At 73.3% G+C, this 24,151-nt stretch carries 19 protein-coding genes; 8 read left to right on the forward strand and 11 right to left on the reverse strand.

Going from position 1 to position 24,151, the window contains the following annotated elements; all coding sequences use genetic code 11:
* Positions 1 to 84 precede the first annotated feature (84 nt).
* The 7 genes from ACFYXC_RS30020 to ACFYXC_RS30050 all read right to left on the reverse strand — a co-directional run bounded on the left by ACFYXC_RS30020 (position 85) and on the right by ACFYXC_RS30050 (position 11,701).
* A complete protein-coding gene (locus ACFYXC_RS30020) occupies positions 85 to 1,287 on the reverse strand; it encodes an acyl-CoA dehydrogenase family protein (protein WP_389555112.1) in 1,203 nt (400 codons plus the stop codon).
* A 221-nt stretch (positions 1,288 to 1,508) separates the two neighbouring features.
* Positions 1,509 to 3,377, reverse strand: a complete 1,869-nt coding sequence (locus ACFYXC_RS30025; protein ID WP_388913565.1) for a biotin carboxylase N-terminal domain-containing protein — start codon at positions 3,375 to 3,377, stop codon at positions 1,509 to 1,511.
* A gap of 35 nt (positions 3,378 to 3,412) precedes the next feature.
* Positions 3,413 to 5,020: an acyl-CoA carboxylase subunit beta gene (locus tag ACFYXC_RS30030; protein ID WP_389555114.1), complete on the reverse strand. Its 1,608-nt coding sequence runs from the start codon at positions 5,018 to 5,020 to the stop codon at positions 3,413 to 3,415.
* Positions 5,017 to 6,756, reverse strand: a complete 1,740-nt coding sequence (locus ACFYXC_RS30035; RefSeq protein ID WP_389555115.1) for an acyclic terpene utilization AtuA family protein — start codon at positions 6,754 to 6,756, stop codon at positions 5,017 to 5,019. The genes ACFYXC_RS30030 and ACFYXC_RS30035 overlap by 4 nt, the downstream gene beginning before the upstream one ends.
* Complete coding sequence (locus ACFYXC_RS30040) at positions 6,753 to 7,550, reverse strand: TIGR03084 family metal-binding protein (RefSeq protein WP_389555117.1); 798 nt, start codon at positions 7,548 to 7,550, stop codon at positions 6,753 to 6,755. Before ACFYXC_RS30040 ends, ACFYXC_RS30035 begins: the two co-directional genes overlap by 4 nt.
* A gap of 117 nt (positions 7,551 to 7,667) precedes the next feature.
* Complete coding sequence (locus ACFYXC_RS30045) at positions 7,668 to 8,642, reverse strand: DMT family transporter (RefSeq protein WP_389555119.1); 975 nt, start codon at positions 8,640 to 8,642, stop codon at positions 7,668 to 7,670.
* A gap of 155 nt (positions 8,643 to 8,797) precedes the next feature.
* On the reverse strand, positions 8,798 to 11,701 hold the full coding sequence (locus tag ACFYXC_RS30050; RefSeq protein WP_389555121.1) for an FAD-binding and (Fe-S)-binding domain-containing protein: 2,904 nt from the start codon (positions 11,699 to 11,701) through the stop codon (positions 8,798 to 8,800).
* A gap of 534 nt (positions 11,702 to 12,235) precedes the next feature.
* Here ACFYXC_RS30050 and ACFYXC_RS30055 point away from each other — a divergent pair.
* The 5 genes from ACFYXC_RS30055 (at position 12,236) to serC (ending at position 17,608) form a co-directional block, all read left to right on the forward strand.
* Complete coding sequence (locus tag ACFYXC_RS30055; protein ID WP_389555122.1) at positions 12,236 to 14,152, forward strand: ATP-binding protein; 1,917 nt, start codon at positions 12,236 to 12,238, stop codon at positions 14,150 to 14,152.
* 38 nt (positions 14,153 to 14,190) lie between these two features.
* On the forward strand, positions 14,191 to 14,616 hold the full coding sequence (locus ACFYXC_RS30060) for a roadblock/LC7 domain-containing protein (protein ID WP_388913559.1): 426 nt from the start codon (positions 14,191 to 14,193) through the stop codon (positions 14,614 to 14,616).
* Entirely contained in the window at positions 14,613 to 14,969 is a 357-nt protein-coding gene (locus ACFYXC_RS30065) for a DUF742 domain-containing protein (RefSeq protein WP_389555124.1), read from the forward strand. The genes ACFYXC_RS30060 and ACFYXC_RS30065 overlap by 4 nt, the downstream gene beginning before the upstream one ends.
* A gap of 48 nt (positions 14,970 to 15,017) precedes the next feature.
* Complete coding sequence (locus tag ACFYXC_RS30070; RefSeq protein ID WP_389555126.1) at positions 15,018 to 16,244, forward strand: cytochrome P450; 1,227 nt, start codon at positions 15,018 to 15,020, stop codon at positions 16,242 to 16,244.
* A 245-nt stretch (positions 16,245 to 16,489) separates the two neighbouring features.
* Entirely contained in the window at positions 16,490 to 17,608 is a 1,119-nt protein-coding gene (gene serC / locus ACFYXC_RS30075) for a phosphoserine transaminase (RefSeq protein WP_389555128.1), read from the forward strand.
* 95 nt (positions 17,609 to 17,703) lie between these two features.
* Here serC and ACFYXC_RS30080 read toward each other — a convergent pair whose 3' ends face one another.
* Both ACFYXC_RS30080 and ACFYXC_RS30085 read right to left on the reverse strand, forming a co-directional pair.
* Entirely contained in the window at positions 17,704 to 18,573 is an 870-nt protein-coding gene (locus ACFYXC_RS30080; RefSeq protein WP_389555130.1) for an ABC transporter permease, read from the reverse strand.
* Entirely contained in the window at positions 18,570 to 19,553 is a 984-nt protein-coding gene (locus tag ACFYXC_RS30085) for an ATP-binding cassette domain-containing protein (RefSeq protein ID WP_389555271.1), read from the reverse strand. Before ACFYXC_RS30085 ends, ACFYXC_RS30080 begins: the two co-directional genes overlap by 4 nt.
* 113 nt (positions 19,554 to 19,666) lie before the next feature.
* Between ACFYXC_RS30085 and ACFYXC_RS30090 the strand changes: the two genes are divergently transcribed.
* Complete coding sequence (locus ACFYXC_RS30090; protein ID WP_389555132.1) at positions 19,667 to 20,524, forward strand: TetR/AcrR family transcriptional regulator; 858 nt, start codon at positions 19,667 to 19,669, stop codon at positions 20,522 to 20,524.
* On the opposite strand, the gene ACFYXC_RS30095 is transcribed toward ACFYXC_RS30090, so the two are convergent.
* Positions 20,521 to 21,495 carry a WD40 repeat domain-containing protein gene (locus ACFYXC_RS30095; RefSeq protein WP_389555134.1) on the reverse strand — a complete coding sequence of 325 codons (975 nt, stop codon included), beginning with the start codon at positions 21,493 to 21,495 and terminating at the stop codon, positions 20,521 to 20,523. The genes ACFYXC_RS30090 and ACFYXC_RS30095 overlap by 4 nt on opposite strands.
* A gap of 88 nt (positions 21,496 to 21,583) precedes the next feature.
* Between ACFYXC_RS30095 and ACFYXC_RS30100 the strand changes: the two genes are divergently transcribed.
* Positions 21,584 to 22,273 (forward strand): GDSL-type esterase/lipase family protein, encoded by a 690-nt coding sequence (locus tag ACFYXC_RS30100; RefSeq protein ID WP_388913167.1) that lies wholly within the window; start codon positions 21,584 to 21,586, stop codon positions 22,271 to 22,273.
* Between the two features lie 72 nt (positions 22,274 to 22,345).
* Positions 22,346 to 23,338: an aldo/keto reductase gene (locus ACFYXC_RS30105; protein WP_389555136.1), complete on the forward strand. Its 993-nt coding sequence runs from the start codon at positions 22,346 to 22,348 to the stop codon at positions 23,336 to 23,338.
* Positions 23,339 to 23,578: 240 nt separating this feature from the next.
* Here ACFYXC_RS30105 and thpR read toward each other — a convergent pair whose 3' ends face one another.
* On the reverse strand, positions 23,579 to 24,151 hold the full coding sequence (gene thpR / locus ACFYXC_RS30110) for an RNA 2',3'-cyclic phosphodiesterase (RefSeq protein WP_389555138.1): 573 nt from the start codon (positions 24,149 to 24,151) through the stop codon (positions 23,579 to 23,581).

The raw sequence follows: 24,151 nt of genomic DNA on the forward strand, positions 1-24,151 counted from the left end.
CATGGCGGGCCCTTTCCAGGAGCCGGGGATGTGCACGGAGGCCGGAGGCCGTGAGGGAGCCGGAGGCCGTGGAGGACATGGTGCCTAGTAGGACTTGGGCAGGCCCAGGGTCTGGTGCGAGACGTAGTTGAGGATCATCTCGCGGCTCACGGGGGCGATCCGCGCCACCCGGGACGCGGTGATGAGCGAGGCGAGGCCGAACTCGCCGGTCAGGCCGTTGCCGCCGAGGGTGTGCACGGACTGGTCGACGGCCTTCACGCAGGCTTCGGCCGCCGCGTACTTGGCCATGTTGGCGGCCTCTCCGGCGCCGATGTCGTCCCCCGCGTCGTACAGGTGGGCGGCCTTCTGCATCATCAGGCGGGCGAGTTCGAGGTCGATGTGCGCCTGCGCCAGGGGGTGTGCGATGGCCTGGTGGGCGCCGATGGGCTCCCGCCAGACGGTGCGCTCGCGCGCGTAGCCGACGGCCTTGGCCAGGGCGTAGCGGCCCATGCCGATCGCGAAGGCGGCGGTCATGATGCGCTCGGGGTTGAGACCTGCGAAGAGCTGGAGCAGGCCCGCGTCCTCGTCTCCGACGAGTGCGTCGGCGGGCAGCCGTACGCCGTCCAGGGTCAGCTCGAACTGCTTCTCGGCGCTGTGCAGTTCCATGTCGATCTGCCGGCGCCCGAAGCCGGGGGCGTCGCGCGGGACGATGAACAGGCAGGGCTTGAGCCTGCCGGTGCGGGCGTCCGCGGTGCGGCCGACGACGAGGGTGGCGTCGGCGATGTCGACGCCCGAGATGAACACCTTGCGGCCGGTGAGGATCCAGTCCCGGCCGGTCCGCGCCCCGTCGTCCGGGCCGCCCGCCGGGCCGTCCTCCGCCCGGCGGGCGGTGGTGGTGATGCGGTGGCTGTTGGAGCCGGCGTCGGGTTCGGTGATGCCGAAGGCCATCGTGCGGGTGCCGTCGGCCAGGCCGGGGAGCCAGGCCCGTTTCTGCTCCTCCGTACCGAAGCGGGCTATGACTGTTCCGCAGATGGCCGGTGAGACGACCATCATGAGGAGCGGGCAGCCCGCGGCGCCCAGCTCTTCCAGGACTATGGAGAGTTCGGCCATGCCGCCGCCTCCGCCGCCGTATGCCTCCGGCAGGTTGACGCCCAGGTAGCCGAGCTTGGCGGCTTCCGACCAGAGCTCTTCGGGGTGGCCCTTCTCCGCGATGACCTTGGCGAGGTAGGTGTGGCCGTAGCGGTTGCCGAGGGTTGCCACGGCTGTGCGGAGGGCCTTGTGCTCTTCTGATTCCAGGACTGTGGTCATGTGGCTCCTCGGAGGAGGTGCTTGTGCCGGATGGTGGGTGCCGGTTCGTCGTGGCTGGTGGCGCCGTTCCCCGCGCCCCTTGAAAGACTGCGCAGTTCCCCGCGCCCCTGAAAAGATTGCGCCGTTCCCCGCGCCCCTTAAAGGACTGCGCCGTTCCCCGCCCCCCTGAAAGACTGCGCCGTTCCCCGCGCCCCTTGGGGGTTGCGGCGGTCCTCGTGGCCCTAGGTTGCTCGGGGTTTCACCACGGCCAGTAGGGCTCCTGGCTCCACCTGTTGGCCGGGGGTGGCGTGCAGGGCGGTCAGGGTGCCGTCCGTCGGGGCCGTGATCCTGTGTTCCATCTTCATCGCCTCCAGCCAGATCAGAGGGCTGCCCGCCTGGACCGGTGAACCCTCGGTGAGGCCCTCCGCCACGCGGACGACCGTGCCGGGCATGGGGGCCAGGAGAGAGCCGGGGGCCTGCTGGGCGGTGGGGTCGGAGAAGCGGGGCAGGGCTGTCAGCAGGGTGGTGTTCACGTGGACGCGGTCGTCGTACCGGGACACCTCGAACGTGCGGCGCATCCCGTCGATCTCCAGGACGACGAGGTCGGGCGAGGTGTGCAGGACGCGGACGCCGTCGGCCGCCAGGCCCTCCCGGGTGTGGCGGTACCGGACCTCGTGCTCCACGCCGGCCGAGGCGTAGCGCCTGCTCTGCGGCTGCGAGGGCAGGTTGCGCCAGCCGCCGAACCGGGAGCGGCCGTGGGCGTCGGCGAGCGCGGCGGCCAGGGGGGCGTACGGGTCCGTGTCGGCCGTGGTCAGCTCGGCCAGGTGGCGGTCGTAGAAGCCCGTGTCCATGCGGGCCGCCGCGAACTCCGCGTGGCGCAGGGAGCGTACGAGGACGTCGCGGTTGGTGACCGGGCCGTGGAGCGTCGCCCTCTCCAGGGCGCCGGCGAGGGTGCGGATCGCCTCCGCGCGGGTGGGCGCGTGGGCGACGGCCTTGGCGATCATGGAGTCGTAGTGGACACCGATCGGGTCGCCGTCCTCGTAGCCGGTGTCGAGGCGGACGCCGGGTACGGACAGCCGGTGCAGGGTGCCGGTCTGCGGGGCCCAGCCCCGGGCCGGGTCCTCGGCGTAGAGGCGGGCCTCGATCGCGTGGCCGGACGGCGTCGGCGGGTTGCCGTCCAGGGAGGCTCCCTCGGCGATGCCGAGCTGCAGGGCCACCAGGTCGACGCCGAACACCGCCTCGGTCACCGGGTGCTCGACCTGGAGGCGGGTGTTCATCTCCAGGAAGTGCACGCGGTCCCCGGAGACCAGGAACTCGACGGTGCCCGCGCCCCGGTAGGAGATCGTCCGGGCGGCGGTGACCGCGGCGGACCGCAGGCGCTCCTCGACGCCGGGGGCGAGGCCGGGCGCGGGAGCCTCCTCGACGACCTTCTGGTGGCGGCGCTGGAGGGAGCAGTCACGGGTGCCGTACGCCCACACGGTGTCGTACGCGTCGGCGACGATCTGCACCTCGACGTGGCGCCCGTCCTGGACGTACGGCTCGACGAACACCGAGCCGTCCCCGAAGGCGCTCTCGGCCTCGATCGAGGCGGCCTTCAGCTCGCCCCTGAGGTCGGCCAGTTCGCGGACGACCCGCATACCCCGGCCACCGCCGCCCGCCGCGGCCTTCACCAGGACGGGCAGGTCCGCCGCCGTCACCTCGTCCGGGTCCAGGGCGGCGAGCAGCGGCACCCCGGCGGCCCGCATCACGTCCTTGGCGCGGGTCTTGTCGGCCATCGCCTCGATCGCCTCGGGCGGCGGGCCCACCCAGGTCAGGCCCGCGCCGAGGACGGCCCGCGCGAAGTCGGCGTTCTCGGAGAGGAAGCCGTACCCGGGGTGGACGGCGTCGGCGCCCGCCCGCAGGGCCGCCCGCACGATGAGGTCGCCGCGCAGATACGTCTCGGCGGGCGACGTGCCCGGGAGGCGTACCGCCGTGTCGGCCACGCGCGTGTGGAGGGCGTTCCAGTCGGCGTCCGAGTACACGGCGACGGTGGTGATGCCCCGCTCACGGCAGGTGCGGAAGACGCGGCAGGCGATCTCGCCGCGGTTGGCGACCAGCAGGCTCGACATCATGGGACCTCTCACATCGGTCATGCCCGTCATGCCCCTCACATCCGGAAGACGCCGAAGCCGCCGCGGGCGCCCTCGTAGGGGGCCGTGTGGATCGCGGACAGGCACAGGCCGAGGACGGTCCGGGTGTCGCGCGGGTCGATGACGCCGTCGTCGTACAGCCGCCCGGACAGGAACATCGGCAGGGACTCGGACTCGATCTGCTGCTCCACCATGGCGCGCAGCGCGGCGTCGCCCTCGGCAGCGGCCTCATCGTAAGGCTGCCCCTTCGCGGCGGCGGACTGGCGGGCGACGATCGACAGGACTCCGGCGAGCTGCTGCGGGCCCATGACGGCGGACTTGGCGCTCGGCCAGGCGAACAGGAAGCGCGGGTCGTACGCGCGCCCGCACATCCCGTAGTGCCCGGCCCCGTAGGAGGCGCCCATGAGCACGGACAGGTGCGGGACCTTCGAGTTGCTCACCGCGTTGATCATCATCGCGCCGTGCTTGATGATGCCGCCCTGCTCGTACTCCTTGCCGACCATGTAGCCGGTGGTGTTGTGCAGGAAGAGCAGTGGGATGTCGCGCTGGTTGGCGAGCTGGATGAACTGGGCGGCCTTCTGCGACTCCTCGCTGAACAGGACGCCCCGGGCGTTGGCGAGGATGCCGAGCGGATAGCCGTGCAGGCTCGCCCAGCCGGTCGTCAGGCTCGTCCCGTAGAGGGGCTTGAACTCGTCGAAGTCGGAGGCGTCGACGATGCGGGCGATGACCTCGCGCGGGTCGAAGGGGTGCCGGAGGTCGCCGGGGACGATGCCGAGCAGTTCCTCGGGGTCGTACTTCGGGGGCTCGGCCGGGGCCGGATCGGCGTACGCCTTGCGGTGGTTGAGGCGGGCGACCACGCGCCGCGCCTGCCGCAGGGCGTCGTGCTCGTCGACGGCGAAGTGGTCGGCGAGGCCCGACACGCGCGCGTGCATCTCGGCGCCGCCGAGGGACTCGTCGTCGCTCTCCTCGCCGGTGGCCATCTTCACCAGCGGCGGACCGCCGAGGAAGACCTTCGCGCGCTCCTTGACCATGATCACGTGGTCGGACATGCCGGGGACGTACGCGCCCCCGGCGGTGGAGTTGCCGAAGACGACCGCGACGGTGGGGATCCCGGCGGCCGACAGCCGGGTGATGTCCCGGAAGACGGCGCCCCCGGGAATGAAGATCTCCTTCTGGGAGGGCAGGTCGGCGCCGCCCGACTCGACGAGGCTGATGCACGGCAGCCGGTTGGCGTACGCGATGTCGTTCGCCCGCAGCGCCTTCTTCAGGCTCCAGGGGTTGCTGGCACCGCCGCGTACGGTCGGGTCGTTGGCCGTGATCAGGCACTCGACGCCCTCGACGACACCGATGCCCGTGACGAGCGAGGCGCCGACGGCGTACTCGCTCCCCCAGGCGGCGAGCGGTGACAGTTCCAGGAAGGGCGTGTCGGGGTCGAGGAGCAGTTCGATGCGCTCGCGGGCCAGCAGTTTGCCGCGCCCCCGGTGCCGGGCCACGTACTTCTCGCCGCCGCCCGCGAGGGCCTTGGCGTGCTCGGTGTCGAGGTCGGCGAGTTTGCCGAGCATCGCCTCGCGGTGGGCCGCGTGGTCGGCGGAGGAGGTGTCGAGGGCGGATGCCAGAACCGTCACAGCAGTACCTCCGGTATGTCGAGGTGGCGGGAGCGCAGCCACTCGCCGAGCGCCTTGGCCTGCGGGTCGAAGCGGTGCTGCGCGGCGACCCCCTCGCCGAGGATCCCCTCGACGACGAAGTTCAAAGCGCGCAGCGTGGGCAGGACGTGGCGTACGACGGTCGACTCCGCCGTCTCCGGGAGGAGTTCGCGGAACCGGTCGGTGGTGAGGGTGTGGGCGAGCCAGCGCCAGGCGTCGTCCGTGCGGACCCAGACGCCGACGTTCGCGTTCCCGCCCTTGTCGCCGCTGCGCGCTCCGGCGACGAGGCCGAGGGGTGCGCGGCGCACGGGGAGACCGGCGGGGAGGGGCTCGGGCAGCGGGGGTTCCTCAGCCGGTTCCGGTACGAGGGTGCCGGCGGCCGGGGCCACCCGGACCCGCCGCCCGTCGTGGAGGACCGCGACGTGCTCCACCTCCGCCTGCGGGACGTACACGTCCTCGAAGACTCCGTAGGGGGCGCCCTTGCCGGGGGGCGCCAGCACATGGAATCCGGGGTAGCTGCCGAGGGCCAGTTCGACGGCGGCGGCGCCGATGGTGCGGCCCACCGCCTCCTGGTCGGGGTCGCGCACGACGAGCCGCAGCAAGGCGCTCGCGGTCTCCTCGGTGGGCGCGTCGGGGCGGTCGGTACGGACGAGTTCCCAACGGACCTCGGCGGGGCGTGACTTGGCCCCCGCGAGCGCGGCCTCCAGCTGGGCCCGCACGAAGGCGGCCTTCGCCCCGATGTCGAGCCCGGTCAGCACGAAGACGACCTCGTTGCGGAAACCGCCGAGGCGGTTGAGCCCGACCTTGAGGGTGGGCGGCGGCGCCTCGCCCCGCACCCCGTCGATGCGTACGCGGTCGGGGCCCTCCTGGGTGAGGCGGACCGTGTCGAGGCGGGCGGTGACGTCGGGGCCCGCGTACCGGGCGCCGGACGTCTCGTAGAGGAGCTGGGCGGTGACCGTGCCGAGGTCCACGACGCCGCCGGTGCCGTCGTGCTTGGTGATGACGCTCGTGCCGTCCTCGTGGAGTTCGGCGACCGGGAAACCCGGGTGGTGCAGGCGGGCCGGGTCGTGCTCGGTGAAGAAGGCGTAGTTGCCGCCGGTGGCCTGGGTGCCGCACTCCAGGACGTGCCCGGCGACGACGGCGCCGGCGAGCCGGTCGTGGGCGTCCGGGGCCCAGCCGAAGTGGGCGGCGGCGGGCCCGGTGACCAGGGCGGCGTCGGTGACCCGGCCGGTGACGACGACGTCCGCGCCCTCGCGCAGGCAGACGGCGATGCCTCCGCCGCCGAGGTAGGCGTGCGCGGCGAGGTTCCCGGGGCCGGGGTGGCGGGCGGTGAGGTCGTCGCCCTCGACGTGGGCGACCCGCACCGGGATGCCGAGCCGTCCCGCCAGCTCCCGTACGGCGTCGGCGAGTCCGGCCGGGTTCAGACCGCCCGCGTTGGCCACGATCCGCACGCCCCCCTCGTGCGCGAGACCGAGGCACTCCTCCAGCTGCCGCAGGAAGGTGCGCGCGTAACCGCCGGCGGGGTTCTTGAGGCGGTCGCGGCCGAGGATGAGCATGGTCAGCTCGGCGAGGTAGTCACCGGTCAGGACGTCCAGCGGGCCGCCGGTGAGCATCTCGCGCATCGCGTCGAAGCGGTCGCCGTAGAAACCGGAGGCGTTGCCTACGCGCAGAGGGCGGAGCTGAGGGCGGGGGTCCGGCGCGGGTGCGGGGCCGGTCATCCCGCGGCCCCTTTCGGTGCGCGGCCCGTGCCGGGCGGGCCCGCGAACGCCTGCGCGATGTCCAGCCAGCGGTCGGCGTCGGGGCCTTCCGCGCGGACCGCGAGGTCGGCGCGGTGGGCCCGCTGGGTGACCAGGAGGCAGAAGTCGAGGGCGGGTCCTGTGACCCGCTGGGCGGCGTCCTCGGGGCCGTAGGTCCACGACTCACCGGAGGAGGGGGCCGTGAGTTCGACGCGGAACTCCTCGGCGGGCGGGGTGAGCCCCCGTGTCCCGAAGGCGAAGTCGCGGGCCCGCACCCCGATGCGCACCACATGCCGGAGGCGGTCCGTGGGTGGCCTCGTCACCCGCAGCGTGTCGGCGATGTCCTGGCCGTGGGCCCAGGTCTCCATGAGCCGGCCCGTCGCCATGGAGGCGACCGACATGGGCGGCCCGTACCAGGGGAAGCGCGTCCCGGCGGGGGCCGCGCGCAGGGCCTTCTCCAGCGCCCGCCGCCCGGCGCGCCACTCGGCGAGGAGCTGGTGCGGGGGCAGCGCGGCCCCCCGGTCCGCGCCCTCGTCCACGAAGCCGTGGGGCGAGGCCATCGCCTTCTCGACCTCCCGCGCGAAGGCCGCGGGATCGGTCGCTGCGAGCAGGGCGGACCGGTCGGTCCAGGCGAGGTGCGCGATCTGGTGGGCGACGGTCCACCGTGGGGCCGGGGTGGCGAGCGCCCAGCGCTCCGGCGCCAACTCCCCGACGAGCGCGTCCAGTTGTTCGCTCTCCCGGCACAGGTCATCGATCACGGGCGACGGGTCGGACACGATGGCGCTCCCCTCGGGCACGACGGTGTGCGTGCGCTCCGGAGCATGGCAGCGGTCGGATAAACAAGCAAGCATGCTTGCATTAATCGCCGCGCTTCCGGTGCCGGCCCGGTCGGCTCAGTCGCCGACGCTCTTGGCCCTGCCCCGGCCCACCTGGGTGCGTACGGCGCCCATGCTCGCCACGATGACCAGGGTGATCGCCAGCCCTTCGGTGACCGACAGCGTCTGGCTCAGCACCAGGAAGCCGGCGATCGAGGCGACGGCCGGTTCCAGGCTCATCAGGATCGCGAAGGTGGAGGCGGGCAGGCGGCGCAGGGCGACGAGTTCCAGGGTGTACGGGAGGACGGAGGAGAGGATCGCCACGGCGGAGCCCAGGGCGATCGTGGTCGGATCGAGGAGCTTGTCGCCGGATTCGACGAGGCCCAGCGGCAGGAACAGCACGGCCGCGACCACCATCGCCAGCGCCAGTCCGTCGGCCTGCGGGAAGCGGCGGCCCGTACGCGCGCTGAAGACTATGTACGCCGCCCACATGGCGCCGGCCGACAGGGCGAAGGCGACACCGGCCGGATCGAGGCTGCCGAAGCCGCCGCCGCCCAGCAGGAAGACACCGCCGAGGGCGAGGCCGGCCCAGACGAGGTTGACGGCCCGGCGGGAGGCGAGGACCGACAGGACCAGCGGGCCGAGCACTTCCAGGGTGACGGCGGGGCCGAGCGGGATGCGGGCCACCGACTGGTAGAAGAGGCCGTTCATCGCGGCCATCGTGATGCCGAAGACGACGACGGTGCCCCAGTCCGCGCGCGAGTGGCCGCGCAGCCTGGGGCGGCAGATCACCATCAGCACGATCGCGGCCACCGCGAGGCGGAGGGTCACCACGCCCAGGGCGCCCGCGCGCGGCATGAGGCTCACGGCGAGCGCGCCGCCGAACTGGACGCTGATGCCTCCGGCGAGCACCAGACCCAGCGGGCCGAGGGCGCGTACGCCGCGCGGGGCGGGTCCGGGCGGCGCGGCGGGCTCGGAGAGGGGGGCCGGGCCGGCCACGGCGGCCGCGGGGTCGGCGACCGTGGGGGATCGGTCGGCGCGGGGGAGGGTCACGGGTCGTCCAGGGAGTTCGGGGCGGGGCGTTCGGGGCGTTCGGGGCAAGCCAGCTTCGTACATCGTGATGTACTTGCCAGTCCAGGGTAATGGACTGCGTCAGGGTTGTGAACCTGGTTTGAAACTTACCTGGAGGCGGAGGGGCCTCCGTGGGGTCAGGCGTCGGGCAGGGCCTCCGCCAGGATCTCCGCCAGGTGGCGGGCTCTCGTTCCCGTCGTCTGGTGCAGTTGGGTGCGGCAGGAGAAGCCGTCCGCCAGGATCAGCGTCTCCTCGCCCGCCGCCCGGACCGCCGGGAGCAGTTGTTCCTCGGCGCAGGCCAGCGACACCTCGTAGTGGCCCTTCTCGAAGCCGAAGTTGCCCGCGAGGCCGCAGCAGCCGCCCGCCAGGGAGCCGGTCAGGCCCGCCGCCTCGCGCAGGCGGCGGTCCGCCGCGTCTCCCAGGACGGCGTGCTGGTGGCAGTGCGTCTGGCCCACGACCCGGCGGTCCAGGCGGGGCGGTGTCCAGTGCGGGGCGTGCCGCTCCAGCGCCTCCGCGAACGTCAGCACCGCCGAGGCCAGGCGCCGCGCGCGCGGGTCGTCGGGCAGCAGCTCGGGCAGGTCCGTGCGGAGGGCGGCCGCGCAGCTCGGTTCGAGGACGACGACGCCCGGGAGTTCCGAGGGCGCAAGGGCCGGGTCCAGGAGTGGTTCCAGCAGGTCGAGGGTGTGGCGCAGGACCGTACGGGCGCGGTCCAGCTGCCCCGTCGACACATAGGTCAGACCGCAGCAGACCCGGCGGCGGGGACGGCGCGGGAGCGGCAGCACCCGCAGGCCCGCCGCCCGCAGGACCCGTACGGCCGCCTTCCCGACGGACGGGGAGAGGTGTTCGGTGAAGGTGTCCGGCCACAGGAACACCTCCGTGGGCCCGTCCCCGCCGGGGTGCTCACCACGCTCCCACCACCGGCTGAACGTCTCCCCCGCCAGCCGGGGGAGCTCGCGTTCGGGCGCGATCCCGCCCAGCCGCCCGGCGAGCGCCGCCAGCGGGCGTACCGCGGCGAGGGCGTTGACCAGCCACGCCGTACGCGTGCGGTCGACGAGCCGCAGCCACACCGGCAGCCACCCCATCGCGTAGTGCGCCGCCGGCCGTCTGCGGCCCTCGTAGTGGTGGTGCAGGAACTCCGCCTTGTACGTGGCCATGTCGACGCCGACCGGGCAGTCCGAGCGGCAGCCCTTGCAGGACAGGCAGAGGTCCAGCGCGTCACGGACCTCCGTCGAGCGCCAGCCGTCCGTGATCACCTCGCCCGCCAGCATCTCGTGCAGCAGCCGCGCGCGCCCACGCGTGGAGTGCTCCTCCTCGCCGGTGACCCGGAAGGACGGGCACATCACCGAGGAGCCGGGGGCGGAGGAAGCGGGGGAACCGGCGGATGCCGGGGAGGCGGGGGCCGCCGGGGTGCGGCACTTGGCCACCCCGACGCAGCGGCGCACCGCCGCGGCGAAGTCCCCGCCGTCCGCCGGATAGCCGAACGCGACGTCCACCGGTTCGCGCGGCAGGACCGCGAAGCGCAGGTTCTCGTCCAGCCGGTGCGGCCTGACCAGCATGCCCGGGTTGAGCAGCCCGTCGGGGTCCCAGAGGTCCTTCACCCGCTCGAAGAGGCCGACCATCCGCCGCCCGTACATCGTGGGCAGCAGCTCCGCCCGCGCCTGTCCGTCGCCGTGCTCCCCCGACAGCGACCCGCCGTGCGAGACGACCAGCTCGGCCAGCTCCCGCGAGAAGCTCCTGAAGCGGCCCACGCCCGCCGGCGTCACCAGGTCGAAGTCGATGCGTACATGGATGCAGCCGTCCCCGAAGTGGCCGTACGGAGCGCCGCGCAGCCCGTGGGCCGTCAGTAGGGCCCTGAAGTCCCGCAGGTAGGCGCCGAGCCGGGCCGGCGGCACCGCGCAGTCCTCCCAGCCGGGCCATGCCTCGGTGCCGTCCGGCATCCGGGTCGCGGTGCCGGCGGCGTCCTCGCGGATACGCCACAGGGCCCGCTGCGCGACGGGGTCGGTGACGACCAGGGAGGCCGTCACGTCCGCCGCGCGGACGACGTCCTGCGCACGCGCGCGTGCCTGCGCCTGCGTGTCACCGCCCGTCTCCACGAACAGCCAGGCACCTCCTCGGGGCAGACCCGCGCGCGCGTCCGGCGGTACGAGGTCCGCGGCCATCCCCTCCACGGTGAGCGGCCCGTGCGGCAGCAGGCCGGGGGCCGTTTCCGCCGCGGCGCTCTCGTCGGCGTACGCGAGGACGGCGAGGGCACGCGCGCGGGGTGCCTCGACCAGCCGTACGGTCGCCTCCGTGAGGATGCCGAGCGTGCCCTCGGAGCCGCAGAGGGAGCGCGCCACGTCCGCGCCGCGTTCGGGGAGCAGCGCGTCGAGCGCGTACCCGGAGATACGGCGGGGCAGCTCGGGGAAGCCGGTGCGCAGGACGGCCAGCTCGGCGTCCACCAGCGCCCGCAGGCCGTCGGGGGCGCCCGACCAGCCGGGGCCGGGCCTGAGCCGGTCGCCGCGCGCGGTGACCACCGACAGTTCGCGGACGCTGTCGGCGGTCGTGCCCCAGGCGACGGAGTGCGATCCGCAGGAGTTGTTGCCGATCATCCCGCCGAGCGTGCACCGGCCGTGGGTCGAGGGGTCGGGGCCGAAGCGCAGGCCGTGCGGGGCGGCCGCCTCCTGGAGGCGGTCCAGGACGACTCCCGGCTGGACCACGGCGGTGCGGGCCGCGGGGTCCAGCGACACGATGTGGTTCATGTACCGGGTGAAGTCGAGGACCACGCCGGTGCCGGTGGCCTGTCCGGCGATCGATGTGCCGCCGCCGCGCGGCACGACCGGTACGCCGAGGGCGGCGCACGCGTGCATCGCCGCGGCCACGTCGTCGGCGTCCCGCGGGGCGACGACGCCCAGGGGTACGCGGCGGTAGTTGGACGCGTCCATGGTGGTGAGCGCGCGTGCGGTCGGCTCGAAGGCGATGTCGCCGCGGACGCTCTCGCGCAGGGCCGCCTGCAGCGCTGTCCGCAGCGGTGCCTGGGGCTCGGCGGGTTCCATGTCGGTCATACGAGCAAGCATGGGCCTCCGGCGGGGGGCGCCCTACGACCGGTCTTCGTCTGTCGGCCGGGGGTGGCTGGGCGCGCCGTTCCCCGCGCCCCTGACGGGGGCCGGGTCCGAGCCGTGCGTCGAGGGCAGGCCCCTCGACGGAGAGCCAGGGCCCGGCCGCCGGACTTCGGCCGCCGGCCGCACGTGGCTGAGCGCGCCGTTCCCCACGCCCCTGACGGGGACCGGGCCCGAGCCGTGCGTCGAGGGCAGACCCCTCGACGGAGAGCCAGGATCTGGCCGCCGGACTTCGGCCGCCGGCCGCACGTGGCTGAGCGCGCCGTTCCCCGCGCCCCCGGCGGGGGCCGGGCCGGGGCTGTCGTGGTCTGGTCGTTGCGTGCGCCCCATTGCACGCCGGGGCGGCTACTTTCCGATTCGCGGACGAATTGTGAGAGTGCGCCGGAACCTGCTCGTTCCGATCACGAAGTCCCATATAGTGACCGCCAGTTGAGCACCAGGTGTCGCATCCCGCCCAGGACACGACCGAGGACACGATTCATGACCGCGCCCACCTCGCAAGCGCGCCCCACAAACGATCGGCCGTCCCTCGCACAACCCGGCAGCGCACGCCCCCGCCTGCGCGCCGTCGCGGTCGCTCCACTCCTCACCGCCGTACCGGCCGCGTGCGGCGTGGGAGCCGCGGTCGCCCTGGCTCCCGACCAGGCGCGCGTGCCCCTCGGCTGGGGTCTGGGCGCCGCGGCCCTCCTGCTCTGCGCGGCCGTCGCGGCGGCCGCCCATGCGGCCCAGACCTCCCGATTACTCCTCCGCCGCCTCGAAGCGGTCTCCCAGGACGCCGGCCGATTACTCCAGGAGAAGGCCGCCCTCACGGAGGAGTCCGCCCGGGAACGCGCCCGCCTCACCGACGAGTTCACCCGCGACCGCGCGCGGCTCGCCGAGCAGAACGCCCACCAGAAGGTCCGCCTCGCCGCCGAACTCGACCGCGAGCGCACCCGCCTCGGCGCCGAGAACGCGCGCGTCACCGAGGAGCTGCGGCAGGTCCGGACCGACCGCGACACCGCCGTCTCGGCCGCCGCCCACACGGCCGGCCGCCTCCAGGCCCTCGCCACGAGCATGCTGGCCGATCTGCGCGCCATGGAGGAACGGCACGCCGACGAGGACGTACTCGCCGACCTCCTCCACCTGGACCACCGCACCGCCCAGGCGGGCCGCCTCGCCGACTCCGTCGCCGTCCTCACCGGCGCGCGCTCGGGCCGGCGCTGGGCACGGCCCATCGTCATGGAGTCGGTCCTGCGCGGCGCGATGGGCCGCATCAGCGCGTACCAGCGCGTACGCATCCACTCCGCGAGCGAGGCCGCGGTGGCCGGGCACGCCGCCGAGGGCGTGATGCACGCCCTCGCCGAACTCCTCGACAACGCCGCGAACTTCTCGCCTCCGACAGCCGAGGTGCACGTCTATGTGGAGGAGGTCCCCGCCGGGGTCATCGTCTCCGTGGAGGACAGCGGCCTGGTGATGGGCGAGGCCCAGCTGCGGCGCGCCGAACGGGCCGTGTCCGGCGCGGAGACGGATGTCGGCGGCCTCGCCGGCACCCGGCTCGGCCTCACGGTCGTCGGCCGGCTGGCCCGCAAGTACGGACTGACGGTCTCCTTCCGCCCTTCCGCGCGCGGCGGCACGGGCGCCCTGCTCCTCATCCCGCAGGACATCCTCGCGAACCCCGCGCAGAGCCCGGGACAGAGCCCGGAACAGGACTCAGGACAGGGCTCGGCACAGGGCCCGGGCCGTGGGGCGCACCACGGGCCCGCCCGGACGCCGTCCCCGCCACCACCCTCGCCGTCATCCTCGCCCTCGATGTCGTCCACCTCTGCGTCTGCGCCTCCGCCTCCGGCGCAGACCCCGTACCCGGGCCCGGACCTGGCCGCCGGCCCGGACTCGCCGGTACGGGAGTCCGCGTCGCCCTTCCCCGGCCCGCTTCCCGGACCGTGGTCCGACCCGCAGCACTCCCACCGGTCCGGTCCGGCGAACTCGCCCTGGTCCGACCTGGAGGAGGAGCCGTCCCCCTGGTCCGGGTCGGCACCGGCGTCGTACGCCGCCTCCCATGCCCTGCCCGACCTGGACCCGGAGCCGGTCCCGGCCCACGGTTTCCGGCCCCCGCCCCACCCCCGGCCCGTCACCGAGCCCTCGGCCGAGCCGGCCGGCGAGCCCGCCGAGCTCCTCCCGCGGCGCCACCGCGGCCGCACCCTCGCCGAGGCCGAGGCCGCCGCGGAGGTCGAGGCCGCCTGGACCCGGGCACCCGCCGCCGAGGAGGAGACGTCCCACCCCAGCCCCGACGACGTGATGAGCCGTGCCACCCGTTTCAACAGCTTCCGCCAGGCCGTGCGCCGCCCCGCGGCTGACGAGCCCGTGCAGGCCCCCGCGAGCCCTGCCACCCCACACCCGGAAGGCGACCCCACGTCATGACCGTCCTCCCCGCCGGCCTCACCGGCATCACCTCGAACATGTCGACGACCAAGGCCACCGCGGTGACCCCGGCCACCGAGGGAAAGCTCGCCTGGCTCGTCCAGGGGCTGCTGGCGGGCACTCCGGGCGCCCGGCACGCGCTCGTGCTCTCCCGGGACGGGCTCAAGCTGTGTCGTACAGCGGAGCTCTCCGTCGACCAGGCCGACCAGCTCGCCGCGATCGCCGCCGGCATCCAGTCGCTGTCCCACGGGGCCTCCCTGCAGTTCGGGGACGGCACCGGGGGCGTCCGGACGGCGATGACCGAGTTCTACGGCGGGATCCTCTTCATCGTCGAGGCGGGCGAGGGCGCGCACCTGGCGGTGGTCACGGCCGAGGAGGCGGACGCCGGGCTCGTCGGACACAACATGGGCCGGCTCGTGGAACAGCTCGGCGAACACCTGAGCGCGCCACCACGTACGCCATGAGCCGGCCGGGCAGGGACGACGCGCCCGACCGGCTCTACACCCTCACCCAGGGCCGCACCCGGTCCGCTCCCGGCACCCCCTTCGACCTGCTGACGCTGGTCGTCGCCGAGGGCGATCCGGTGCCGGGCATGCAGTCGGAACACGCGGCGATCCTGCGCCTCACCGGGCGGCCCACCGCCGTCGCGGAGATCGCCGCCGAGCTGCGGCTGCCGGTCACCATCACGAAGATCCTGCTCTCCGACCTGCTCGCCGAGGGCCGGGTCAGCGCCCGCCACCCCCGCAGGGCCGCGCTCGGCGGCCGCCCCGATTCCCACCTCCTGGAACAGGTGCTCGTTGGACTCCGCAACCTCTGACGCCGTCCCGGGCGCCGCCCCGGCCGCGTCCGCCCCGGAGCCGGGCCGGTGAACCACGACCCCGTGTCCCTCGGCGGGCCCCGGTTCCGGTCCGAACCCGCCGCACTGTACCGGGAGTTGCGGCGCGAGTACGGCGCCGTGGCACCGGTGCTGCTCGACGCGGACATCCCGGCGTGGCTCGTCCTCGGCTACCGCGAGCTGCACCAGGTCACCGGTGACCCCGCGCTGTTCAGCCGCGACTCCGGGCTCTGGAACCAGTGGGACCGCGTCCCCGACGGCTGGCCGATGCTGCCGATGATCGGCCGGGGGCACTCCTCCGTCCTGCACACCGTCGGCGAACACCATCGCGCGCGCGTGGCGGTGATCACCGGCGCCCTCGAAGCCGTCGACCCCTTCGAGCTGCGCTCCCACACGGAGCGGTACGCCGACGAGCTGATCGACGCGGTGTGCGCCGAGGGGGCGGCCGACCTCGTCGCGCACTACGCGGACCTGCTTCCCGTACGTGTCCTCGCCACCCTCTACGGATTCGCCGACGAGCAGGGTCCGGGCCTCGTCGCCGCCCTGTCCGACATGGTCGACGGCGGCGAGGACGCCGTCGCGGGGTCGCTGCACGTGGCGGCCTCCATGGCACGGCTGGTGGCGGACCGGGCGGCACGGCCCGCGGACGACGTGGTCAGCCGCATGCTGGCCTCCGGCCGTACGGCGGGGGGCCTGGCCCTGACCCACGAGGAGATCGCCCAGGACCTGATCGTCATGATGACCGCGGGTCAGCAGCCGACCGCCGGCTGGATCGGCAACTCGCTGCGGCTGATGCTGACGGACGTCCGTTTCGCGGCCTCCCTGTTCGGGGGGCGGCGCAGTGTCGCCGAGGCCATGAACGAGGTCCTGTGGGAGGACACGCCCGCGCAGAACGTGGCCGGGCGGTGGGCGTCCCGCGACGCCCGGCTCGGCGGGCGCGCCATCCGCGCCGGGGATCTGCTGCTGCTCGGTATCCAGGCCGCGAACCACGACCCGCAGGTGCGGACGCATGGTTCCGCTCTGTCCGGTGGGAACAGCGCGCACTTCGCCTTCGGGCACGGGGAGCACCGGTGTCCGTTCCCCGCGCAGGAGATCGCCGAGGTCGTGGCCCGCACGGCGATCGAGGTGGTCCTGGACCGCCTCCCCGACCTGGACCTGGCGGTCCCCCCGACCGCCCTGACCCGCCGCCGGTCCCCCTGGCTGGGCAGCCTGACCCGTCTCCCGGTCCGTTTCACCCCGACGTCCCCCCACGGCTGACGCCGAGGTCGCCCCCGCCGCCCCTAGGTACCTAGGGGGCGCGGGGAACTGCGCGGGAGCGCGCAGCGCGACAGGGGGGTCTGGGGGCGCAGCCCCCAGGGACGATGGGGGTCCCCCCGCTCGAGCGAAGCCGAGAGTGGGGGAGGGTAGGGGCGGCGGGGGCGAGAAACGCCCGGCGTCAACCCCCCGTCTCATCCGACGGACGACGTTTCACCCGCGTTTGCGGAAACGGCTACGCTCCCGTTGTGGCTGATATCCAGATCCCCGCTGACCTCAAGCCCGCCGACGGCCGTTTCGGCGCGGGCCCCTCCAAGGTGCGTACGGAGTCGCTCACCGCGCTCGCCGAAACCGGCACGTCCCTGATGGGCACGTCCCACCGCCAGGCCCCGGTGAAGAACCTCGTGGGGAAGGTCCGCCAGGGTGTGAGCGACCTCTTCCAGCTCCCCGAGGGATACGAGGTCGTCCTCGGCAACGGCGGCAGCACCGCGTTCTGGGACGTGGCCACCCACGGCCTCATCGAGAACAGGTCACAGCACCTCACGTTCGGCGAGTTCTCGTCGAAGTTCGCGAAGGCGGCCAAGCTGGCGCCCTGGCTGGCCGACCCGGACGTCATCACCTCCGAGCCGGGCACGCACCCGGAGCCGGTGGCCCAGTCGGGCGTGGACGTCTACGGCCTCACCCACAACGAGACCTCCACCGGTGTCGCCGCCCCCGTCAAGCGGGTCGCGAACGCCGACGAGGGCGCGCTCGTCCTCGTGGACGCCACGAGCGGCGCGGGCGGCCTCCCGGTCGACATCACCGAGACGGACGTCTACTACTTCGCCCCGCAGAAGTCGTTCGCGGCGGACGGCGGCCTGTGGATCGGCGTCTTCTCCCCGGCCGCCGTCGAGCGCGCCGAGCGCATCCACGCGAGCGGCCGGCACATCCCGGAGTTCTTCTCGCTTCCCACGGCGATCGACAACTCCCGCAAGAACCAGACGTACAACACCCCGGCCCTCGCCACGCTGTTCCTGCTGAACTACCAGCTGGAGTGGCTCAACGGCCAGGGCGGCCTGGACTGGGCGGTCCGCCGCACGGCGGCCTCCTCGCGCACGCTCTACGGCTGGGCCGAGGACGTCAAGTACGCGAACCCGTTCGTCACCGACCCGGCGAAGCGGTCCCAGGTCATCGGCACGATCGACTTCACGGACGACGTGGACGCGGCCGCCGTCGCCAAGGTCCTGCGCGCCAACGGCATCGTCGACACCGAGCCCTACCGCAAGCTCGGCCGCAACCAGCTCCGTGTGGCGATGTTCCCGGCGGTCGACCCGGCGGACGTCGAGGCCCTCACGAAGTGCGTGGACTACGTGATCGAGAAGCTCTGATCTCCTGCGGAGGCTTTGGCCTTCCGCGGAGGCTCTGGCCTTCTCCGTACGACGAGACGGGCGCCCGGTGACCCACCGGGCGCCCTTTTCAGCGGCTAGCGGCTGAGCTTCTGGAACCGCCGGACCGCCGGCGGGACGAAGAGCAGGGTGAGGATCAGTGGCCAGACGCCCGCCATGAGCAGCGCGTGCTGCTCGATCCAGGTGTCGCCGCCGCCCACCGGTGTGCCGAACAGTTCGCGGGTGGCCGCCGCCGTCGACGAGATCGGGTTCCAGGCCGCCACGAAGCCCAGCCAGTCCGGCATCAGCTGCGGTGCGACGAAGATGCTGGAGATCATCGTGAGCGGGAACGCGACCGCGAACAGGCCGCCCGCCGCCTCCGGGTTGGGCACGAGCAGGCCGAGCCACACCCCGAGCCAGATCAGTGCGAACCGCAGCCACAGGAGCAGCCCGAACGCGCCCAGGAAGCCGAGGAAGCCGTCCGGCCGCCAGCCCATGGCCAGCGCGGTGAGCATCAGGATCGTCAACTCCGCGCAGGCCACGATGAGATCGGTGACCCCGCGCCCGGCGACCACGGCGGACGGCGACATCGGCATGGAGCGGAAACGGTCGATGACCCCCTTCGTCGAGTCGTACACGACGAGCGTCGCCGTGTTGATGAAACCGAAGGCCATCGTCATCACGAACATGCCCGGCATCAGGAAGTCCCGGTAGTCACCTCCGCCCGGGACCTTCATCGCACTGCCGAAGACATATCCGTACAGCAGCACGGACAGGATCGGGAATCCCAACTGCCAGGCTATGTTGATGGGTTGGCGCTGGTAGTGGGTGAGTCCGCGGCGGACGATGTTCCAGCAGTCGGAGAGCACCCAGTACGTACGCCCGCGCTCGGCCGGACCGCTCGCGTCACCCGGGCCGGCGGGGCCGCCGGAGCCGCTCGCCGCGGTCACCTCGATCGTCCCGCTCATGCCGCGACCTCCTTCCCGTGTGCCGTGTCCTTCTGGTCGGCCGTACGGTGGCCGGTCAGGCGCAGGAAGACGTCGTCCAGGCTGGGCCTGCGCAGTCCGATGTCCTCCACCCGCACCCCCTCGTCCTGCAGCGTCCGCGCCACCTCGGTGAGCGCGGCGACCCGGTCGGTCACGGGCGCGTGCACCCGCAACTCGGCCTCGTCCGACTCCGGTTCGCCGTCCGAGACCCGGGCGACGACCTTCACCGCCCGCGCGATGTCGGCCCGTTCGGCGACGACGACCTCGATGCGGTCGCCGCCCACCGTGTTCTTCAGCCCGTCCGGCGTGTCGTCCGCGATGGCCCGCCCCTGGTCGATCACGGTGATGTGCGAGGCGAGCTTGTCGGCCTCCTCCAGATACTGCGTGGTCAGCAGCACGGTGGTGCCCTGGGTCACCAACGCCCGTACGGAGTCCCACACCTCGCCCCTGCCACGGGGGTCGAGCCCGGTCGTGGGCTCGTCCAGGAACAGCACGGTCGGGGTGAGGATCATCGACGCGGCGAGGTCGAGGCGCCGCCGCATGCCGCCGCTGTACTGGCCGACCCCCTTGCCGGCGGCCTCGGTCAGGTCGAACTGCTCCAGCAGTTCCGCCGCCCGCAGCCGCGCCCGGCGTCCGCCCAGGTGGAACAGCCGCCCGAACATCTCCAGGTTCTGCCGGCCGGTGAGCACCTCGTCGACCGCCGCGTACTGACCGGTGAGCCCGATCCGCGCCCGCACCTCCCGGGGTCGCGAGGCCACGTCGAGGCCGGCCACCCGCGCGGTCCCCCCGTCCAGCTTGACCAGTGTGGACAGGATCCGGACGGCGGTGGTCTTGCCCGCGCCGTTCGGTCCGAGCAGCCCGTGCACCGTGCCCTCCCGCACGGCCAGGTCGAACCCGTCGAGGGCGCGCTTCTCCCCGTACCTCTTCTCGAGCCCCTCGGCCCGCACCGCGTAACCGTCCACGCTCACAGCACTCCTCCACCCCTGCCGCCATCACGGCCTGCAAACTGAGTACACCGTACCCTTTTCAGAGTACGCCGTACTCAGTTTTGGTCCAGGGGATTATTCTGAGGTCCATGACAAGCGGCTCGGGCGGTATGGACACCAGCGGCAGCGGAGACATCGTCCGCACGCTTCACCTGCTGTGGGACCTGGGCCCGCGGCCCAGCCGCGGGCCCAAGCCCGGCCTCACCCTCGACCGGATCGTGGAAGCCGCCGTCCGGGTCGCGGACGAGGAGGGCCTGGAGGCGGTCTCGATGCGCCGGCTGTCGACGGAGCTGGGCGCCGGCACGATGTCCCTGTACCGGTACGTCCCCGGCAAGGGTGAGCTGCTCGACCTGATGCTGGACCGCGTCCAGCGCACCGACGGGGATCCGTCCGTCCACGGCGACGACTGGCGCTCGGCCCTGGAAACCCTCGGTCGCGAGAGCCTCGCCCTGTACCAGCGCCACCCGTGGCTGCTGAGGGCCAACCAGTCACGCCCGGTGCTCGGGCCCAGCGCCATCGACGGCATGGAGAAGGTGATCTCCCGCATCAAGCCGATGGGCCTGAGCGACCCGGAGCTGATCTCGGTGGTCGTCATGATCGACTCGTACGTCATCGGTGCCGCCCGCACGCAGCTGTACGCCAAGGAGGCCGAGCGCAGGACCGGCCTGACGGACACGGAGTTCTGGGCCGCCCAGCACCCGGTCCTGGAGCAGGTCATGGCCAGCGGCCGCTATCCGGTGATGGCCGCGCTCTCCGAGGACGCCTTCGGCCCGGAGTTCGACCACTTCGAGTTCGGACTCCAGCGGATCCTGGACGGCCTGGACGCACTGGTCGGCCGCCGAGGCCGGGTGAGCGCCCCGAAAGGGCGCGGGGAACCGCGCGACCAGCCCCCACCACCCCGCAGCGAAGAACCCCGCCCGCCGGAGGCCGACTCGGCCGGAGGCTAACCCCGCCGGAACAACCGCTTGAGGCCGTAGACGACGGCGAACGCGGCGGCCAGGGCGATCGCGCCCATCCTGAAGTCGCCGCCCGAACCGTCGTCGCCGTCGCCACCGCCCGCCGAACCGCCGCCGCCGGACGAGGACTTGCCGTCCCCGCCCGGGGCGTCCTTCGCCTCGACGGAACTCCCCGCCCCCTCGCTCCCGTACAGCAGGGTGGCTCCGTCAAGGGTGTACGTCATCGACTCGCCCTGCCCCTGCAGCGGCACGCTCAGCCGCCCCTGCCGCTTCGGCTTCCCGTTGTTCCAGTCGTACGAGACACCGCCGAAGTAGCCGCGTACGGCGAGCTGTCCGCCGTCGGGCGAGAAGGCGCCGTCGGTGACCCAGAGGCCGATGTCACCGACGCGCTCGAACGTGTTGGTGCGGGCGGCCGACAGCTCGGCGGGCCCTTCGTACAGGCCGCCGCCCTCCTCGTTCTTCGAGACGATGTAGACCCGCCCGGTCTTCGGGTGCACCATCAGCGCCTCGGCGTCCCGGGCCCCGTCCGCGTACTTCACGTCGTACTGCGTGGCGCGGACGGTCTGGTCCTTGAGCTGCTTCGGCTCGGGCAGTTCGTAGATCCACACGTGGTCCCAGGTGCCGCCGAGGTTGTCGCCGATGTCGCCGACGTAGAGGTGGCCGTCCGGCCCCACGGAGATCGCTTCGACGTCCCTCGGGGTGCCCACCCCGCTGAGGGTGACCGTGGCGACCGTCCTGCCGCTCCTGCCGTCGACGGCGTAGAGGAAGGCGCCGTCGTCGCTGTCGTTGTGGGTCCAGTAGACGCCGGGGTGGGCACGGGAGGCGGCCAGGCCGCTGGACTCGGTGATCCGGGGATCCTCGAGCGTGAACCCGCCGGAACCGGGGGAACCGTCGGCGACGGCGGGCGCGGCGAGCGCCCCGGCGAGCAGGGCCCCGGCAAGGAGAACGAACGAGCGACGCATGCCCCAAGCCTGCCATCACCGCGGCCGGTTCGGCGGGCGTGTCCGGCTTCACACCCCGTCCGCACCGGTGATCGTCCATCATGAGCGGATGCTCAGGTTCATGCCCGTCGGCGACTCCATGACGATCGGAAGCGCCGGCGAACACACGTGGCGCTACCGGCTGTGGCAGCACCTGCGCGCGACGTACGGGGGCCCGTTCCAGTTCGTGGGCCCCAGGGAGACTCTGTACGACAAGGCGACGGGCGCGGCCGACTCGTACGAGTACGCCGACCCGGACCCCGCCTTCCCGCGCGCCCACCTGGCCGGCTGGGGCGAAGGCTGGTACCACCTGAGCCCGCTGATCGCCGACGCGGTGCGCGCGTCCCGCGCCGACGTGCTCCTCGTCTCGCTGGGCCTGATAGACCTCGGCTTCTACACGAACGCGTCCCAGACCGCCGGAAACGTCCGCACCTTCGTCGAGCGGGCCCGTTCGGCGAACCCCCGCCTCGCCCTGGCCCTCCTCCCGGTGATCCCGAACATCCGGGCCGAGACGGACGCGGCCTTCGCGCACGAAATCGGCCTGTTCAACGAACTCCTCGCCAAGACGGCGGCGGACCTGGCCGAGCCGAACTCCCCGCTGCTCCTGGCCTCCACCCCCGCCACGTGGGACATCCGCCACGACACGTACGACGGCACCCACCCCAACGCCTCCGGGGAACACAAACTGGCGACGGCCTTCGCACAGGCACTCCACCAGGGCTGGGACCTGGGTGGCCACCGCACCGCCGAGACCCCCTGACGGCGTCACGGGCGGCGCCCCCCCGGCGGGGGGTGTTGCCTAGAGCGCACTCCAGGACGTTGGCTGTGAACCATGAAGTACACGCAGCTGGGACGCACAGGACTCAAGGTCAGCCGGCTCGTCCTCGGGACCATGAACTTCGGGCCGCAGACGGACGAGGCCGACAGTCACGCCATCATGGACGCGGCGCTGGACGCGGGCATCAACTACTTCGACACCGCCAACGTGTACGGCTGGGGCGAGAACAAGGGCCGTACGGAGGAAATCGTCGGCAGCTGGTTCGCCAAGGGCGGCGAGCGGCGCGACAAGGTCGTGCTCGCCACCAAGGTGTACGGCAACATGGCCGCCGACGGCGACGCCTGGCCCAACCACGACAAGCTCTCCGCACTCAACATCCGGCGGGCCGTCGAGGCCAGCCTGAAGCGGCTGGGCACGGACTACATCGACGTCTACCAGTTCCACCACATCGACCGGGACACCCCGTTCGAGGAGATCTGGCAGGCCATCGACGTCCTGGTCCAGCAGGGCAAGATCCTCTACGCCGGTTCGTCCAACTTCCCCGGCTACAAGATCGCCCAGGCCAACGAGATCGCCGCGCGCCGGGGCGGCACCATCGGCCTCGTCAGCGAGCAGTGCCTCTACAACCTCGCCGAACGCCGCGCCGAGATGGAGGTCATCCCCGCCGCGCAGGAGTACGGGCTCGGCGTCATCCCCTGGTCTCCGCTGCACGGCGGTCTGCTGGGCGGCGTCATCAAGAAGGAGGTCCAGGGCGGACGCCGGGCGAGCGGCCGGGCCGCCGACACCCTCGCCGACCCCGCGGGCCGCGCGCAGATCCAGTCGTACGAGGACCTGCTCGACAAGCACGGGATCGAGCCCGGCGAGGCCGCACTGGCCTGGCTGCTCACCCGTCCCGGCGTCACGGGCCCGATCGTCGGCCCGCGCACCGCGCAGCAGCTGGACTCGGCGCTGCGCGCCGTGGAGCTGGAGCTGAGCGAGGAAGTCCTGACCGGCCTCGACGAGATCTTCCCGGGCCCGGGCCCGTCCCCGGAAGCCTTCGCCTGGTAGCCCGGGCCCCAGGCCCGGGAGGGGGCGCCCCGGCAGGGGCGCCCTGAAGGCGCGCGGGGAACTGCGCGCCCGGCCACCACGGACCCGCGGGCGCCCGCCTACGGAACGCACCCGGGCCTGGCAGCCCTCACCTGCCGAGCGCCGCCGCCGACGCCACCACGACGAACATCAGCACCAGCACACCGGCCATGATCCGGTTCCGCGTCTTCGGGTCCACCCACCGAGCGTAACCGGCGCCGCTCAGCCACCCCCGCGGAGGGGCCACCGCTGCAGCACCTCGTACCGCGGCCGCTCCCCCGGCACCCCCGAGGCGGGCAGCCGGCTCCGTACCAGGCACAGGTCGGCGACGGTCCAGGTCCGCCCCGCGAACCGGTCGAGCGACGCCACGTACGGGGTGAGGTCCACGTCCCCCGAGGCGCGCGCCAGCGTGAGATGCGCCCGGTACCCGCGGTGCTCCTCCCGCACCACACCCGCCCTGCGCCCCGCCGCCGCGGCCCGCTCGGCGAGCAACCGCAGGGTCCGTACCTCACCCGCGGCGCCCACCCACAGCGCCCGTCCCCCGAACCGGCCCCCGCCGCGCAACGACAGCGGAAAGGGACCGGTCCGCCGGGCCGACCGTTCGAGCCGACGGGACAGCTCCGGTACGACGTCCTCGGCGACCTCGCCGTAGAACGCGACCGTGAAGTGCCAGCCGGACGGGTCCGTCCAGCGCAGCCCCCGCTCGGCCCCGGGACGTTCCCGCAGCCCGCCCACGGCCGAACCCAGCTCGGCGACGGCGTCCGCCGGAGGCAGCACGGCGGCGAAGAGTCTCAT

The organism is Streptomyces sp. NPDC002701 (assembly GCF_042889045.1).
GTDB lineage: Bacteria > Actinomycetota > Actinomycetes > Streptomycetales > Streptomycetaceae > Streptomyces.